Raw genomic sequence first — 15,603 nt, 5'->3', positions numbered from 1 at the left:
AATTGGCGTTTAATAATAGTAGAACAAAAGATACAAAAATCGTATCTTTTTGATGTTTTATTTCTTAAGCTTTATGCATTCTCTATGCAATAGAGCAAACTCTAGGTTTTTTTGATTATTTGCACATAACTTTTTCCATCTTCTCCAGAAATAACACCATGAATTTCAGTTGCAAAACCTGGGAGTTCTGCGCCTATATCGTCCAGCATCAATAAGAAATCAAGAATCAATTCGCAATTATCTGTAATTTGTTCCCCAGGCATAATTAAGGGAATACCAGGTGGGTAGGGCAGGATCACTGCAGCAGAAATTTCACCTTTAAGTTGTGCCAAAGGAACCAGTTGTGTTTCTTGTCGAATGAGTTTTTGATATGCCTGATGGGGCGTCATGGCACTATTTGGCAGTGCATCAAAAGCATGATACATCACTTGAGGTAAATTATGTTTTTGCATTAACCCATGGATGGTTTTAGCTAAGGTTTGAATGGACATTTTTTCATAAAACTCAGGATGTTCTTGATAAAGCTGGGGGAGTATGACTTTAATTGGTGCATTGTCATCATAAAATTGTTTAAACTTATTTAAGGCTGCTAATAAGGCCATGGATTTGGCTCGAGTAATTCCAGAACTAAATAAAAACAACATCGAATACGGGCCTGTCTTTTCAACAATGATCCCATGAGATGCAAGAAATTTTTCCACAATCGTTGCAGGGATGCCCCATTCCTCTAATTTATCGTTTTGAATTCCTGGTAAAAGAATGGTCACTTTGACCGGATCCAAAAATAAATGATCGTCATCTACATTGTGAAAACCATGCCATTTTTCATTGGGTTTTAAGGGGAAACAGGACAATTTTTTTTCTGAGGCAGGTTGCCACACATCAAAATACCAATCACAACTTTGCTTTTTTAGACGTTTTATTTCTGTTCGAAAATCCAAAGCTAATTCAATCGCTTCGTTAATTAAATCATAACCATGATTACTAGCCATCATCGCAGCAGAGACTTCACAACTGGAAACAAGAGGATAAAAAGGAGAGGTGCTCATATGCATCATATAATTGATATTAAGAATATTTTCGTCGAAATTACCTTTAATATGGATCATGGATGATTGACTGAACGCTGCCAATAATTTATGAGTTGATTGGGTTTCAAAAATCACTTGATCTTTTAGGGGAGTCAGGCTAAGTCCAAATTTTTCAGCGTAAATAGGGTGAAAATTGGTATACGGAACCCAGGCACTATCAAAATGCAAATGTTTTACTTTGAGCTCATTTTGAAGGTTTTCAACTTTATAAAGTATGCCATCGTAGGTTGAGTTCGTAATGACTGCATAAGTAGGCCAGGCAGTTGCCTGAGGGTGTTCACTAATTTTGTTTTTGATTGCTTTTTCTGTATATTCCGATTTAGGGATTCCGCCAAGAATTCCATGTGTATTTCGCGTAGGTTTTAAATAAATGGGAATCACATCAACCATCATTAAAAATTGTGCGATTGATTTATGACAGTTACGATCAACAAGTACCGTGTCGCCAGAAGTTGCCGAGTACATCCCTACTATTTTATTTGATGTTGATGTGCCATTGGTTACGATTAAAGAACGATCGCTTTTAAATACATTCGCTATAAATTCTTCTGCTTCGCGTTGAGGGCCTGAGTGCTCAAGTAAACTTCCAAGCTCTTCAATTGAAACTGAAAGATCGGCGCAAAAAATATTTTTACCAAAAAAGTCATAAAATGCAGCACTGGTTGGATTTTTTTGAAATGCTGTTCCTCCTAAATGTCCAGGGGTACAAAAAGCATAATTTAACTCACGAACATAATGCATGAGTGCTTTGGTAAAAGGAGGCAAAATTGCTCGCTGGTATTTTTCTATGGCAAGCACGATGCGTTTAAAATCATCGTGGGCCAAATTGGCATCATATTGCAAAAAATCCAGGTTGAGATCAAAGTCATTAAGATTAATGTCAATCGAGGCATGCTTATTCGTCATGGCAAAAACAGGCAATAATTTATTATGATTGGAAAAATGATGTAAATCATCAAATCCAAAATCATCCCAATCATAAAGAATTGTGACAATTCGTGGATTTAAGCTGCTCACGTCATAGGCTTCCTTTAATGAAGTGCATGTAGTGAACTCATAACTTTTTTGTGTTAAAAAATCCTCCAGCATACGAATAAAATGCTTTTTGTATTCTTCAATTCTCTGTGCATAAACAATAAGAATATGATTCATCGGTTGTCCTTTTACCTATTCATTCTCTAAATGTACCATATTCTATAGAACAAATGGCGGATGATGTGGTTGTTTTATGTTCCATCCTTAATATTCAGCAAGCCCATTTTGTTGGAAATTCAATGGGTGGATCCATCCAATATTGAGCACATTGCCAATATAGAAATGGATCCCCGTCTGTGCGGGATGACAGATACGAAAAATCTAGTCAATATGCGCCTTAGTAAAAGCATGAATTTCGGGAATAATAATATTGCGGAATTTCTTGCCGTTGAACAATCCATAATGACCTACTCCTTCTGCAAGGAAATATTTTTTCATGGAGTCAGGTAAATTTTTACATAAACCCAGTACAGATTTTGTTTGTCCTACTCCCGTGATGTCATCATGCTCACCTTCAATTGCCAAAATCGACGTATTCTGAATATCCTGTAAGCGGACGTTATGTCCACGCGATTTGTACCGGCCGGTTGTTAACAGCTTTTCTTGGAATACAGTATTTATTGTTTGCATGTAAAATTCAGCCGTCAGATCCATGGTTGAAAAATATTCAAGGTAGAATTTGATTATCTTGAAGGCTGCTTCTTTTTCATTGTCCGCGTAGCGATCAACTGCTTTTTGCAATGATTCTATATGGCGTTGAAAATTCATACTCATAAAACCTGCAAGTTGCATAAATCCCGGATAAACAAGCCGCATCGCACCAGGAAAACGTGAGGGTACAATCGAGATAACATTTTGTTGAAACCAGTCATCTCCTCTGGAAGTCACTAACTCATTTACTGATGTAGGGGATTGATTTGTATCAATTGGTCCTCCAAGCAATATCGCTGTTCGAGGCAGGTTGGGCGAATTATTGGTGGACATAAGCGCAACTGCAGCTAAAACAGGAACAGTTGGCTGGCAAACCGCCATGACATTCAAATTGGGTGCAAGCAAATTTAAATAAGAAATGATGTACTCAATGAATTCATCCAAATCAAATGACCCTTCAATTAAGGGGACATCGCGTGCATTTTTCCAATCCGTAATATAAACATCGTACAAAGGAAGTAAATTTCTCACAGTATCACGTAATAAGGTTGCATAATGGCCCGACATGGGTGCAACTACAAGCAGTTTTGGTAAATTCAACTGCCCGCCATTTACTTTTTTAAAACGAACTAGGTTGCAAAAACTTTTTTTGTCGATAAGTTCTTCTTGAATATCATAATATTCATCTTGGATTTTGACTTCGTTAATATCAAATTTTGGTTTATCATATACATTGGTAACCATATGAAATATATAGGAATATCCAGATAACCTACGAAAATGGCTCGAAGTTGCTTCCAATATTTTTTTCAATCCGCTTTGCTCATCATCTGACATATAAGGAATGCGGACAGGTAAATTAATATTGTCAGAAATTCTGCGAAAGCGTTTTGCCATATTGTCAAAATAATCTGAGTAAGGTTGCAGCAACCGCATATTAAAATCATAGATATTGTAAAGATAGCGATTATCAAGAGGATTAAACATTTACGAGCCTCGTATTTTAGGATGATGTCAACTGGAATGGTGCATCACGATACTAAAGTAATATACACAAAATTATAAAATAGCAAATCCTCTCATTTTGTGTTTCCCCAACATTGAGAATAATAATAACAGTCTCTTATTTCTTCTTGAATCACCGTTGCCGGTTTTCCTGCTTTAAATTGATAAATAAGCATTTTGGCACTGACAAGACGTTGTTGAAGAAGAGCCACCAAGGAATGTGAGTTTTTTTCTGGTTTGCCATAAAACTCGGCATTTAAATGGGATTTCAACTCATCAGCGTGTAATGAAGAATCTAAGGTGATTGCGTTATACGATTGTATTAATTCTTCTTCCAATAAATGAGGATTTTGAGACATATTTTTCTCAGCTGTGGTAATTGCCTCACAAAACCCTTCAAGCATAGAGAGACTAATTGGATCTTTTTCGGACATGTTGAATAAATCAGAAATTACCGTATGAGGAAGAAGAGGTGCGACTAATTTATCAAAGGGGAGAGCAAAGCCATGGCGGTAATGATTACGATAATCCTGTCCAAAAAATGAGTAACTTATTTTTTTAGCTGGGGAAAAATCAGGATCATCCAATGCTAGAGTATCTGCATGCCGTCCTTTGTAACTCAGAATACCTGCACAACCAAAATCAACAATAGCAGCTCGTTTTACAGCATTATGAATCATGCAATAGCCTGAGTTGAGTAATTTGGAATTTAATAAATCCCATAAATTAAAAACTAAAGCTACGGCATACAATTGCCCGAGGATTTTTGCTTCTTCTAATGTGAGGGATAAATGAGCACGCTTGGGTAAATACTCTCGTTCAAATAAAGGTTCTGTTTTGACTGCTTCTTTTTTTGCTAAAAATTCGGAAAAACTGTTTATGAATTTGGAAATGACGCCAATTGATTTATCCTTATCAACATGAAGATAGTTTTCAGGGACAACTAAAATGCCCTCAAACATTTTTTTTGCCATACGGGGAATTAAAACTTCAAGAAAAGCACTTTCAAGTTTAATTGAGAAAATATGCTCCATAGTGTCAAATGAGGGACTTTTCAGCTCCTCTTTAGAAAGGTATCCTTTAAATACGTCCTCTACCGTTAGAGGGTCCGGTTTTTTAATCAGGTAATAAGCACCAAATCGATCGCATAATATTCTTTTTTCTGTGATTCCCTTTGATAAAGAGGATGCAATTTTCTCTGGCAGCTCTTCTTTTTTTACCTCTACAAGCTCAATATTAGGATGAAGCTTTGGCATGATTCATCTCCCCAAAAAAACTCAATACATGTCGTTGTTGTTTTTTAGTTGCATATTTAAGTCATTTTTGAGTAAAAAATGCTTACTTATTTCCATCTTATTACACAAAGAAAGAAAAAGGCACTATTTTATCTTGGTTTTTAAGAAGTGAGTGAAGATGATTGAGAATTATCTGTATTGTCCATGAATTTTATGTTTGAAATAAAAATATCTTCTATTCATTCAGCCAAATCACATGATTACATGAATGCGATTTGGCTAGAATGCTAAATCCAATTAAGCACTCATGTATTGACCGCCATTGATATCTATATTTGATCCTGTAATAAATCCTGCTTCTTCACCGACTAAAAATGAAACTGCATTGGCAACCTCTTCGGGTTTACCCAGTCGTCCTACAGGAATACTGCTTGTGATCTTATCAAGGATGTCTTTTTTCAAGGTAGTTACCATGGATGTTTCTATATAACCAGGGGAAATGGTATTTACGGTGATTCCTTTATTTGCAACTTCCAGAGCCAAGCTTTTCGAGAATCCAAATAAAGCAGATTTTGTTGCCGCATAATTGCACTGACCTAATTGTCCTTTTCGACCATTAATTGATGAAATGCACACAATACGTCCATAGTTTTTCTCAATCATGAAGGGCAGAACGTTACGTGTAATATTGAAAGTGCTAGTTAAATTAGCATCAATTATTTGTTGCCAATGGTGAGGTTCCATTTTTTTTAAGCTAACATCGCATGTGGCTCCTGCGTTATTTATCAGGATGTCAATGCGACCAAAGCGCTCCATAATTGAATTAGTGAGTGTTTCACAATCAGAAAAATTGATGAGATTTGCAAAAAGAATTTCAATATCATAACCTGCTTTTTTTTGTGAAGTTTGCCATTGCAATACTTCGTCATGTTTACCATTTTTAAAGTAACATGCAACAACTTTATAATTCGTTGCGAGACGACGACAAATTGCGGTACCTATTCCTCCTGTACCTCCTGTAACAACTGCTATTTTTCTATCCATTAATAGAATCTCCCGAGTGAAATTGGATATTGGCTTTCTTTATGCTAGATTAAGCGTTCGATATTATTCAAAATTTTATTGTAATATGACTAGTTAGTTTTTACCTTGGAAGGCGTTGTGGTAAACCCTAATAAACTAAAAATTCACGAAAATGGATGGAAAAGCTGTTAAAGTTGTTGAAAAATTCTTTTGTAATGAAGGAATTGCTTTAATTAAGAAAAATTAACCGTTTATATTGGGGACAGCAATAAATGCTGTCTAATTATTTTAGTATTATTTTACCAAGGGAATCGATATGGGTTTTGCTAATGCAGCTGTTTTTGTGGTGGATGATGATCCTGAAATTTGCCGGTCATTTCGTTGGCTATTTGAATCAGTGAATATCCCGGTAAAAACTTATGAAAATGCTAAAGCTTTTCTTGATAGTTATGATGGTACTCAAAAAGGATGTTTAATTATCGATGTGCGTATGCCAATTATGAGTGGGCTCGAGTTACTGGAACATATTAATTCTTTAAGAAATCAATTATCAGTGATCATGATTACTGGATACGGTGATATTCCAATGGCTGTGCGAGCTATGAAAGCAGGAGCTACTGATTTCATTCTTAAGCCGGTAAATCACCAACATTTGCTGGAAATTACTCAAAAATGTCTTAAGAAAATTCACACTAATTCTATCCAATCCCAATCTAATTTCTATGAGCGCCTGGATCGCTTAACTAAACGTGAACGACAGGTTATGGATTTAGTCATCGAAGGAAAATTAAACAAACAAATAGCTCATGAACTTGATATATCTATTTCCACGGTAGAAGTCCACCGTGCAAATGTTATGCGAAAAATGGAGACTAAGACTTTAGCAGAACTCATAAAAATAAATCTACTTCAAGCTTTTTCTAATGAGGAACTTAATTCTTTAGTGAGTCTTGATGGCTAGATACATTTTCGAGTTAAATTATCTGGTAAAACAAGACATTAATACCAAAAAAACTCTTATAGCTCAACAAATTGAGATTTATAAATAACCACAATGATAAAATAGTTTTTTATATGGATAAAAAGTGATATGATTTTGAGCTTTTACATATAGGGGAATGAATCATGTCAAAATTTCCACATAAAACTTCTGGTGAATTGCGTCAATACTTTAATCAACAAAGTTTGGAGAAATTACTCGAAATTAACCGTTCTTACGGACCCCATTTTGAATCGCTGGATGCTCAAGTTGATGGGTACAAAAATACTTTAAAAGAGGCGAACCGGCGTTTGGTTTATTTTACGGAAAGACATGCGGCTCATTTGCAGACTTATGAAGAAGCTGAAATCCGCGAAGCATCATATCAATCAACTCGCAAAGCAATGCTCTCTGAAACGGATCAAACCGACCGACTCCTGGGATTAAAAGCATTGGGTGTTTCTCCTATGGAATTATATGAATATGAGGAAAGATGTTTAAGGGGGGAAATATCAAAAGCATCTGATGAAATTCAACGGATGAATACCTGTATTGCGAATGTAGAGCAAAAGAAAAACGGTGCTGTTTCTGAATTAAGAATTTTAAATAGTGTTATTAATGCAAAGAGAGAACTCATACCTGAAGTTGCCTCGAATCGATTGGGAATGTAATACTATGGCCCGTCTTTAATGTATAAATAAAAAAAGATTTAAGGTATTCGGTAATTTATCAATTTATCGAATACTTTGCCCCCAGGTTTTTAGTCTGATTAAGTAAGTGCTCAATGGCGTCAACTTAAAATATTCTGGGAAAGGGGGCTACTCTAAAATGTCCTCAGTATAAATAAAATTGTTTCTTGCTTTATTCATAAGTATCTTAAATTGTAGTAGGTGTTTCTCTGTGGTTGTTGTGGAGTGTAAAACAAATTCAGAAACACATAATGCAAATATGAGCCTGCGTATATCCCGAATTGTTTCCTGAAAAATATCAACTCTTTCTTTTGTTTCAGAGTTGATTTTAACTTCCAGTTTTAAATTTTCAGAACTAATTTCAATGGGGGCGCAATTTTTGATTACTTGACTTCGTAGTTTTTCAACAAAAATAAAGGTATTAATTTTTTCTGTTCGACACTTAATTATTTCCTTAACGATTTTGTTAAAAAAATTATAAACCATCATCTGGTGAAATAAATAAAGCTTTTGCGAATAACGATAGGCTTGAAATAAAAAATAATCACCTACTAGAACAATAAAAATACCAAGCAAAGTGCAGATACCGCGATTCAATACCATCTCAAATGGGCCTGCAGGTGAATTCACATCAGTGGTTTGCGCCAATAGCAAAAAAACAACAATAGTAATAAAAAATACACTAATATCGTAGCGGCGTGTATTTAATGCTGTAACAGATAATCCAATGATACCTATGATAAAGACTACAGGGACTAATCGATAATTCAATTGCAGGAGATAAATTAAAGGAATTAAAATTAACAAAGCAGCAAAAGTTCCCCCGATACGATGAATAGCTCGCCTGACAATCAGCCCTGGCTCGATTCCCGCGCTGATCACAATGACTGTGAGTAAAATCCACCATTTATGAGGTATTGTCGTAAATAAATAAATCAACATAGCAACCATAAACATAATTGCCAGGTGAGTAAACCGCGCGTAATCAAGTTTCTTTTTCAGTTGTGTCGCAGAAAGCATAACTTATTCCAACGGATGAATGCTTCTTGTAAGCAGTGCGCAATGTAATGCTGTAATTTTGTTTCTGGTTCTATAGGCATTGTGGGCATGCCGCATGGTGTATAAGTTTTCATATTGAGCCTAAGCCAATGGAGATTGTTTTTTATCCCGTACCAAAATACCTCATTCTTTTTTTCATAATATAAATTATCCAATGCGTGTTGGATATTTCGTATGTTTACTGACATACGGCATGCTTGCATTATGTATTTTTTAGGGAGCATTCGTCGATAGTTTCGCACCATTCCCAAATGGAGAATTTCCTCTCCTATAGGACTTTTATGGTTCTGATTTATAGCTGCATCAATATCTTCCTCAAGGTATTGAATAAATTTTTGCAGGGCCCTGTTCCATATGATCAAATAGACATTAGGGAAACATTTCAAACTCATGAATACAAAGATCATCGCCAAAGTAGTCGATGAAATAAAACCGTAGGCGACTTCAAGGTTAGCAGGAGGCTCAGTGCTCAGAACAACTGCGCCAGTTGCTATAAGCATCATCGTTAGATTTTTTAGTGCATAGAAATATTTTAATACACAAAAATAAGTTACTGCAAAGGCAAACACTGAAAAAAAGAAAAAGATTCCATGAAATGGGTAGACAAGATAAAAGGATACGCTGATGATAATAATTGCAGTGCCAATAAAAAACAGCAACCGCTCTTTTTCTTTAAAAGTGGTTAGCACCGGAGCTTCGTACATGCCTACCAAAAGAAAAGGTGAAAAAAATGTAAGAAAACTGACAGGCCGAAACAACCAGTAAACATATACTTCTACAGTCGCAACGAAAAGACACTTATAAAGGGTAATTCGTTGTAATGCGTAGGGATCAACCTCATCAAGCCATTGCTTAAACTTTGATATAGACATAAGCACTTGTCCCAAGGCGTAGCGGGTAATGAGGATCTGGATCAGTGATTCGAATGATCACAGGAAGTCTTTGTGGCAATAAGACCCATTGATTTTCATTAATGACATTTTGTAGCTGAGTACGGTTGTCCACTAATTGTCGATTAGCTGACCAAAAATCTGAATCAATTACCCCATGAAACATTTTTCTTCCCAGATACATTCTGGGGAATATCAATACTTTTGCGCCTTTACGCACATGACCCAAATCTGTTTCATTAAAGTTTGCCTGAATGTAAATATTATCCGTATCCACTAAAGAAAAAAGAGGTTGATTAATATTTACTGGTGTTCCGATACTAAAAAATAAATTTTGGATAATTCCATTATTTTGTGCGTATACTTCTGTTTGCTCCAAATTAACTTTGGCATTTTTCAATCGTGCATGAAGGGATTTAATTTCATTTTCTTGCGCTTTGATTTGATGTTGAACAATTTCCAACTGTTTTAAAGCGGCATCCCATCTATATTTAGCTGCTTTTGTTTCTTGTTGGGAGTTTTGTAAGGTAATAAGAGAGACCGATTTTAATGCATAGCCCTTAGTATATTTTTGATCATCCTGTTTGAGTTTGATGTAATTCTTTTGCTCGTTTTCACTGAGTTTGAGATCCCGTTCATAAGTGCTTTTTAATGCAGCTAATTGTGCCTCGGCACCTGCCAAATCTGCACTAAGTTGTTCTACGGCATATATATAGGGTTTTTGAAAGACGGTGAAAAGCTTTTGGCCTTTTTTGACAACATCCCCATTTTTTACATAAAGATTTGTAATGTACCCATTTGCAAGGGCTGCGACGGGGCGTACGTTATTGACGACAAATGCATTATCTGTGAAAGGAAATAAATAAGAAAAAATATAAATAAGTGTCGTTAAAATACCAATCAAAATGATGATATTGGCTAAAGTGAACCAGCGTTTTAGTCGTACAAATCCCTGTTTAACGTGTAGACGATATCTGCGTAAAAGTATCATAAATGTAAGTTACCATTAAAAATCCATACCCAATATCTGGTTACGCTGTCTTGCATCCAGGTTATATTCATCCCCAAGAGTTCTATTGAGTATATGCATATCCACCCGCCAAATCTTGATATAAAATAACTAATGACATGGCGAGTTCCAGTTTGGCCTGATTTGTTGAGAGCGCCAAGTTATCCAAATAGATTTTGCTTTGTAATAATTCTTTATAAGAAATTAATCCCGTTTTTAATAATCCTTGTTGTAGTTTGTATTTATGGCCATAATCCTTTGCAGCTCGTAAATAAGCCATAAATTTTTCATTCATGCGTCTGTTGGCAGAAAAGTCACTATCGACTTCTTTTAAAATCCGTCTGACGGTTTTATTGAATTCAGCAGCTTTTGCATTATAGGCACCTTTACTTGCTGCAATGTTTCCTAGGGTACTGAGCGAAAGTGTCCAATTGACGTATGCATCCGTTGTGTCAGCAAAATTACTGTGCGGCAAATCTACTTCACCCAGAAAATCATCTAACTGAATTCCTGGAAAAAAATCACTATAGGCCACTGTAATACCAGCTCGAGAGGCTTTTAATGCATAGAATGCCATTTTCAAATCAGGACGATTATTTAATACGGTAGCGGGTAAGCTGCCTGGTTTAAAATGGGAAAAATCTATTTTGGCGAAATTATTTTTATTGTTTACCCTGCCTGGATTTGCATTAATCAAATACCGAAGTGCATTTTCACTGAGGACAATATTATGCAAAATAGGTTTAATTTGTGCTGCAATCAGCCGCTCATCGGTTTGCAATTGGGCTAGAGTAATTTCATTTTCTAAACCAATCTTAATTTCTCCTCGACTCAATTTAATTAATGATTTCAAGTCACTATCCAATTGTTGCAATAATCTCAATTGTTCTAATTGAGCAATTAAAGTGAAGTAAGCTGATGCGATCTGGCCAATTAATGCCAGGCGCACGCCCTCAATAGCAGTACGATAAAATTGAACATTGTATGTGGCTTGTTTCTGTTGCGCATAAAGTTTCATAATGTTCACGAAATAATAGGGCCATACCCCATAAAAAACACCAGGTGCTCCAAGGGCGGGATTGGTGGAGTAGCCAGCAAGTACTTGTACGAAGGGCAGCCAACTGAGTTTGACTTGCAGCAATTCGCCTTGTGCTTGTTGTAAGTTTCCTATGGCAATATGAATGTCCATGTTGTTATGCAAGCCAGCTTCAATCAATTGATCCAATTCTACATCATGAAATTGTTGCCACCAAGCAACATAAGGTAAATCAGCTATGGGCTTGTAATCCTTTGTACTGGAAGGAAATTTAGATGGCAAAACGATTTGCTGTTCAACACGTCTATTGCAGCTTGACAATCCTACTACCAATAATATCAAGAACAGTATTTTCTTTAACATGAATCGATCATCGTTTATAGTTTGGTAGTGTATTGTTAAAGGTTATTCATTATATTCCTTGAAATGATTAGGGTTAGTCAATAATTGCTAATGATGAATTATTTAATGAAGCGTTTTTATTCATTCCAAGTCGGATCACTTAAATGCTCAAAAAATTGAGCAACATCGCCTGCTGCATGAATTCCTTCTTTTTCAATAGTTCCGCAGTAAGTATTACCGCAAATTGTATGCTATGGGAATATGAAGAAAGCGAATTCTAAGAAAATAGTAGTTAAGAAGAGTTGTTGTTAGAGAAGATAAGATGCTGTCTTTATTAGTACTTTCAAAATAAAAACCAGAGCACATTTACAGACAGCATCTATAATATTTTAGGCATGTAAAGTAAGGCTTAAAAACAATCCTTGGAATGAGAAGTTATTTGTTTCATTACCCGCAATACGTTGAGGTCCTAAATTTACCCCATCAGGACTAAAAGTTACCCCGGTAAATCCTCTAAGTGTATCCATAGAACTCAGATATTCATTGATTTGATATCCAACGGCCGCAGTCCATGTTGCTGTATGAGTCAATGCGTGAGTATAGTCCAAACCAATCTTACCAGTGATGTTATTAACAACCCGGTTGCGCTTGGGCCATTTAAAGCTGAAGTTAGATCCTAAAAAAACCTCCGAGAAGGATTGCATGGAACCTGCCATAAGCGCGTAATCAAAATAACCAAGCAAACCAAAGCCATAACCCAAGTCGTAATGGCCATCCAGGCTGATTAATGGGCCAGCACCGCTAAATTTGCTGGTAACATGTCCTGGTGCTGCAAAAGACAGGTCATGTTTTATTTGTGCGTAGCGCACCCCAAGAGAAGGGCGTATTTTAAACACACCTGATGTATCACCGTATTTTCTTCCTGCTCTTACATCTGCTTGATCTACTCTATAAGTTAAAAAAGCATCACTGACTAATCCAGGCATAGAATCTATAGGAATGAACGCATCAGGGAATAAAATACTTCCAAATAAAATAGAGCCATTGGCAAAACTATTCACAGCGTGGGTTTTGTTTTTTAAATAAAGATAATTGACTTCAATATTATTGGCGGACATTGGTATATCATAACCAACAGCCACACTTCCTGCCCATTGGTAATCAGGATCAAAAGGTTTGCTTTCAGCTTGGGTACCTCCAGGAACAGTGAATAGCCAACTGTCAGTGACTAGTCCGAGCCCTGTTTCACTTGGTTGGACGTAATAGCCTGTACCACTTACATAGAGTCCCCCAGGGTTGTTAAATGCGCATAATACATTAGTACAAACAGGTCCATCTTTATCAATGTATTTGGGAAGCGGAGCCGATGAGGCGGCATTTGCAGCACAAAAACTCGCTAAAACGAATGGCAAAAACTTCAATGTCATAAATTTGCTCCTTGTTTAATCGATGCAATACATTACTTTTTTTACCCGTTCAATTCAATGAGGTTTGCCTAAAAATCAGAAAATGAGAATTTGGTTCGCCTAAGAGAGGCAAATAATTAATCGAGATGATCTAATGGAAGTGTAGTTGTTTCACAAATAGTTCTTAAGATAAAACTTGATTGCACACTCGTTACTCCATTGATACGCGTCAGCTTATCTAATAAAAAAGATTGATATGCATTTAGGTCTGGTACAATTACTTTTAATACATAATCTGCAGATTGGCCTGTGATTAAATAACATTGAACGACTTCAGGAAGAAAGCGTACAGCCTCTTCAAACTGGTTCATGACAGCGGGTTGGTGACTATTTAATCCAACTAAAACAATCACGGATAATTTTAAACCTATTTTTTCAGGTTCAAGAAGTGCAACCATTCTCTTTATATATCCATTATCTTCTAATAATTTAACACGGCGAAGACATGGAGAAGGTGATAAAGCTACCATGTCTGCGAGCTCTTGATTGTTGATTTGGCAATTTGATTGGAGTATATCAAGTATCTTTTTGTCAGTACGATCCATAGTGTTTAAAAATAACATGAATTTTTTATATTTTAGCATTTAAATCTAAAAAATCATTAAAAAATGAAATTTTAATTCAAATTAATCCAATTAAAGCCTATATTTGCAATAAAATTTCAAAAAAAATGAATTAAAATAGGTGTTATGCATAGGTTATAGCCATTGTGCGTATATTAGCTGCTTGTTTTTTTGAGGATTTTTATGTCTACATCACGAGTTGTTGCCTGGTTTGTATGGATTATTGCGTCAATATTTTATGCATACCAATATGTTCTTAGAGTGATGCCCAATATTATGATGAATGATATTACGTCGCAATTTCACATCGATGCAACGGTTTTTGGGCAGTTTTCGGGTGTTTATTATCTTGGTTACTCTTTAATGCATTTGCCAATTGGGATTATGTTGGATCGTTTTGGGCCAAGAAAAGTAATGACGGTTTGTATTTTGCTTCCTGTTGTTGGACTGCTGCCGCTTATTTTTGCTGAGCATTGGATTTATCCTCTTGTAGGAAGAGCATTAATTGGTATTGGATCTTCAGCTGCCATTTTGGGAACATTTAAAATCATACGTATGGCTTTTAAAGAGCAGCATTTTTCCAGAATGCTCAGTTTTTCGGTGATGATAGGGCTTATTGGTGCTGTCTATGGTGGTGGACCTGTGAGTTATATGTGTCAGGCAGTGGGTTATAAAATGGTAATTGAAGTATTTATTGCTATTGGTCTTATCCTGGCTTGCATCACTTATTTTATCGTGCCCGATGAAAAACCTACTTATCACACATCAGTTCTTTCCAATATTAAAACGGTTTTTACCAATAAAAAAGTAATCTTGATTTGCTGTTTTTCTGGATTGATGCTCGGACCTCTTGAAGGTTTTTCTGATGTATGGGGATCTGGCTTTTTAAAACAAGTTTATGGTTTGAATACATCAACAGCAAATTACTTGCCTTCAATGATCTTTATAGGAATGTGTTTTGGCTCGCCGATTTTAAGTTTAATCGCGGAAAAAACAGGATATTACCTGGGAACAATCATTGCTGCTGGGATAAGCATGTGCGTGGTCTTCACCGCACTTGTCACGGGTATGTTAACAGTGCCCAGCATTACTGTATCTTTTATATTGGTTGGAATGTGTTGCTCTTATCAAATTTTGGCGATTTATACAGTTTCCACTTATGTACCCGAGCATCTTGCTGGGCTGACGACTGCGATTGCTAACATGATAATCATGATTTTTGGCTATGCTTTCCATACAGTGATTGGTTTTGTAGTCAATGCAAATGGTGGCATTCGTGAAGCAAATGCTTTTGTTTATGGGATAGGAGTTATCCCAGTCACGCTGGCAATAGGAGTTATAGGTTTCCTCTTCGTTGCCTATCGAGATAAATACACTGTATCAAAGCTCCACCCAGTCGGCTCACCAAGTTAAAACAGATCCCGTGGCAAGGTATCGTCAGTTTTCGATAAGAAACCCTCCACAAATTTTTTTGCCTACGTACTGCGCTTTATGCCTGTACGATCCCCACAAAATTCAAAGAAAGACTGT

At 36.2% G+C, this 15,603-nt stretch carries 13 protein-coding genes; 3 read left to right on the top strand and 10 right to left on the bottom strand.

Annotated elements, in window-relative coordinates; translation table 11 throughout:
• Positions 1-101: 101 nt before the first annotated feature.
• The 4 genes from ldcC to phbB form a co-directional block, all read right to left on the bottom strand.
• Complete coding sequence (gene ldcC / locus A8O27_RS04450) at positions 102-2,243, bottom strand: lysine decarboxylase LdcC (protein WP_058460236.1); 2,142 nt, start codon at positions 2,241-2,243, stop codon at positions 102-104.
• Positions 2,244-2,447: 204 nt separating this feature from the next.
• Complete coding sequence (phaZ, locus tag A8O27_RS04445; protein ID WP_058460237.1) at positions 2,448-3,764, bottom strand: polyhydroxyalkanoate depolymerase; 1,317 nt, start codon at positions 3,762-3,764, stop codon at positions 2,448-2,450.
• Between the two features lie 92 nt (positions 3,765-3,856).
• Positions 3,857-5,038 (bottom strand): hypothetical protein, encoded by a 1,182-nt coding sequence (locus A8O27_RS04440; protein ID WP_058460238.1) that lies wholly within the window; start codon positions 5,036-5,038, stop codon positions 3,857-3,859.
• 276 nt (positions 5,039-5,314) lie between these two features.
• Positions 5,315-6,061 (bottom strand): acetoacetyl-CoA reductase, encoded by a 747-nt coding sequence (phbB, locus tag A8O27_RS04435; protein WP_058460239.1) that lies wholly within the window; start codon positions 6,059-6,061, stop codon positions 5,315-5,317.
• A 295-nt stretch (positions 6,062-6,356) separates the two neighbouring features.
• Between phbB and A8O27_RS04430 the strand changes: the two genes are divergently transcribed.
• On the top strand, positions 6,357-7,001 hold the full coding sequence (locus A8O27_RS04430; RefSeq protein ID WP_058460240.1) for a response regulator transcription factor: 645 nt from the start codon (positions 6,357-6,359) through the stop codon (positions 6,999-7,001).
• Between the two features lie 164 nt (positions 7,002-7,165).
• Positions 7,166-7,690 carry a hypothetical protein gene (locus A8O27_RS04425; protein WP_058460241.1) on the top strand — a complete coding sequence of 175 codons (525 nt, stop codon included), beginning with the start codon at positions 7,166-7,168 and terminating at the stop codon, positions 7,688-7,690.
• Between the two features lie 147 nt (positions 7,691-7,837).
• On the opposite strand, the gene A8O27_RS04420 is transcribed toward A8O27_RS04425, so the two are convergent.
• The 6 genes from A8O27_RS04420 to A8O27_RS04395 all read right to left on the bottom strand — a co-directional run bounded on the left by A8O27_RS04420 (position 7,838) and on the right by A8O27_RS04395 (position 14,055).
• The gene (locus tag A8O27_RS04420) at positions 7,838-8,728 is read right to left on the bottom strand and encodes an FUSC family protein (RefSeq protein ID WP_058460242.1); all 891 of its coding nucleotides are present in this window, start codon (positions 8,726-8,728) and stop codon (positions 7,838-7,840) included.
• Positions 8,707-9,639 (bottom strand): hypothetical protein, encoded by a 933-nt coding sequence (locus tag A8O27_RS04415; RefSeq protein ID WP_058460243.1) that lies wholly within the window; start codon positions 9,637-9,639, stop codon positions 8,707-8,709. The genes A8O27_RS04420 and A8O27_RS04415 overlap by 22 nt, the downstream gene beginning before the upstream one ends.
• A complete protein-coding gene (locus tag A8O27_RS04410) occupies positions 9,620-10,648 on the bottom strand; it encodes an HlyD family secretion protein (protein WP_058460244.1) in 1,029 nt (342 codons plus the stop codon). The genes A8O27_RS04415 and A8O27_RS04410 overlap by 20 nt, the downstream gene beginning before the upstream one ends.
• An 82-nt stretch (positions 10,649-10,730) precedes the next feature.
• Entirely contained in the window at positions 10,731-12,065 is a 1,335-nt protein-coding gene (locus A8O27_RS04405) for a TolC family protein (RefSeq protein WP_058460245.1), read from the bottom strand.
• Positions 12,066-12,433: 368 nt separating this feature from the next.
• A complete protein-coding gene (locus A8O27_RS04400) occupies positions 12,434-13,471 on the bottom strand; it encodes an Lpg1974 family pore-forming outer membrane protein (protein WP_058460246.1) in 1,038 nt (345 codons plus the stop codon).
• A gap of 116 nt (positions 13,472-13,587) precedes the next feature.
• Positions 13,588-14,055 carry an Lrp/AsnC family transcriptional regulator gene (locus tag A8O27_RS04395; RefSeq protein WP_058460556.1) on the bottom strand — a complete coding sequence of 156 codons (468 nt, stop codon included), beginning with the start codon at positions 14,053-14,055 and terminating at the stop codon, positions 13,588-13,590.
• Positions 14,056-14,256: 201 nt separating this feature from the next.
• Here A8O27_RS04395 and A8O27_RS04390 point away from each other — a divergent pair, with 201 nt between their 5' ends.
• Complete coding sequence (locus A8O27_RS04390) at positions 14,257-15,486, top strand: MFS transporter (RefSeq protein WP_058460247.1); 1,230 nt, start codon at positions 14,257-14,259, stop codon at positions 15,484-15,486.
• The last annotated feature ends 117 nt before the right edge of the window (positions 15,487-15,603 follow it).

This window comes from Legionella bozemanae, from assembly GCF_001648595.1.
GTDB lineage: Bacteria > Pseudomonadota > Gammaproteobacteria > Legionellales > Legionellaceae > Legionella > Legionella bozemanae.
The sequence above is the reverse complement of the archived record's forward strand: the minus strand, read 5'-3'. Positions and strand labels throughout refer to the sequence as shown.

What these genes read in the sequence shown, in the direction of transcription:
- A8O27_RS04405 (WP_058460245.1), bottom strand. Translation starts at nt 12,065, where the DNA reads ATGTTAAAGAAAATACTGTTCTTGATATTATTGGTAGTAGGATTGTCA.
- A8O27_RS04440 (WP_058460238.1), bottom strand. Translation starts at nt 5,038, where the DNA reads ATGCCAAAGCTTCATCCTAATATTGAGCTTGTAGAGGTAAAAAAAGAA.
- A8O27_RS04430 (WP_058460240.1), top strand. Translation starts at nt 6,357, where the DNA reads ATGGGTTTTGCTAATGCAGCTGTTTTTGTGGTGGATGATGATCCTGAA.
- A8O27_RS04395 (WP_058460556.1), bottom strand. Translation starts at nt 14,055, where the DNA reads ATGGATCGTACTGACAAAAAGATACTTGATATACTCCAATCAAATTGC.
- phbB (WP_058460239.1), bottom strand. Translation starts at nt 6,061, where the DNA reads ATGGATAGAAAAATAGCAGTTGTTACAGGAGGTACAGGAGGAATAGGT.
- phaZ (WP_058460237.1), bottom strand. Translation starts at nt 3,764, where the DNA reads ATGTTTAATCCTCTTGATAATCGCTATCTTTACAATATCTATGATTTT.
- A8O27_RS04390 (WP_058460247.1), top strand. Translation starts at nt 14,257, where the DNA reads ATGTCTACATCACGAGTTGTTGCCTGGTTTGTATGGATTATTGCGTCA.
- ldcC (WP_058460236.1), bottom strand. Translation starts at nt 2,243, where the DNA reads ATGAATCATATTCTTATTGTTTATGCACAGAGAATTGAAGAATACAAA.
- A8O27_RS04400 (WP_058460246.1), bottom strand. Translation starts at nt 13,471, where the DNA reads ATGACATTGAAGTTTTTGCCATTCGTTTTAGCGAGTTTTTGTGCTGCA.
- A8O27_RS04415 (WP_058460243.1), bottom strand. Translation starts at nt 9,639, where the DNA reads ATGTCTATATCAAAGTTTAAGCAATGGCTTGATGAGGTTGATCCCTAC.
- A8O27_RS04420 (WP_058460242.1), bottom strand. Translation starts at nt 8,728, where the DNA reads ATGCTTTCTGCGACACAACTGAAAAAGAAACTTGATTACGCGCGGTTT.
- A8O27_RS04410 (WP_058460244.1), bottom strand. Translation starts at nt 10,648, where the DNA reads ATGATACTTTTACGCAGATATCGTCTACACGTTAAACAGGGATTTGTA.
- A8O27_RS04425 (WP_058460241.1), top strand. Translation starts at nt 7,166, where the DNA reads ATGTCAAAATTTCCACATAAAACTTCTGGTGAATTGCGTCAATACTTT.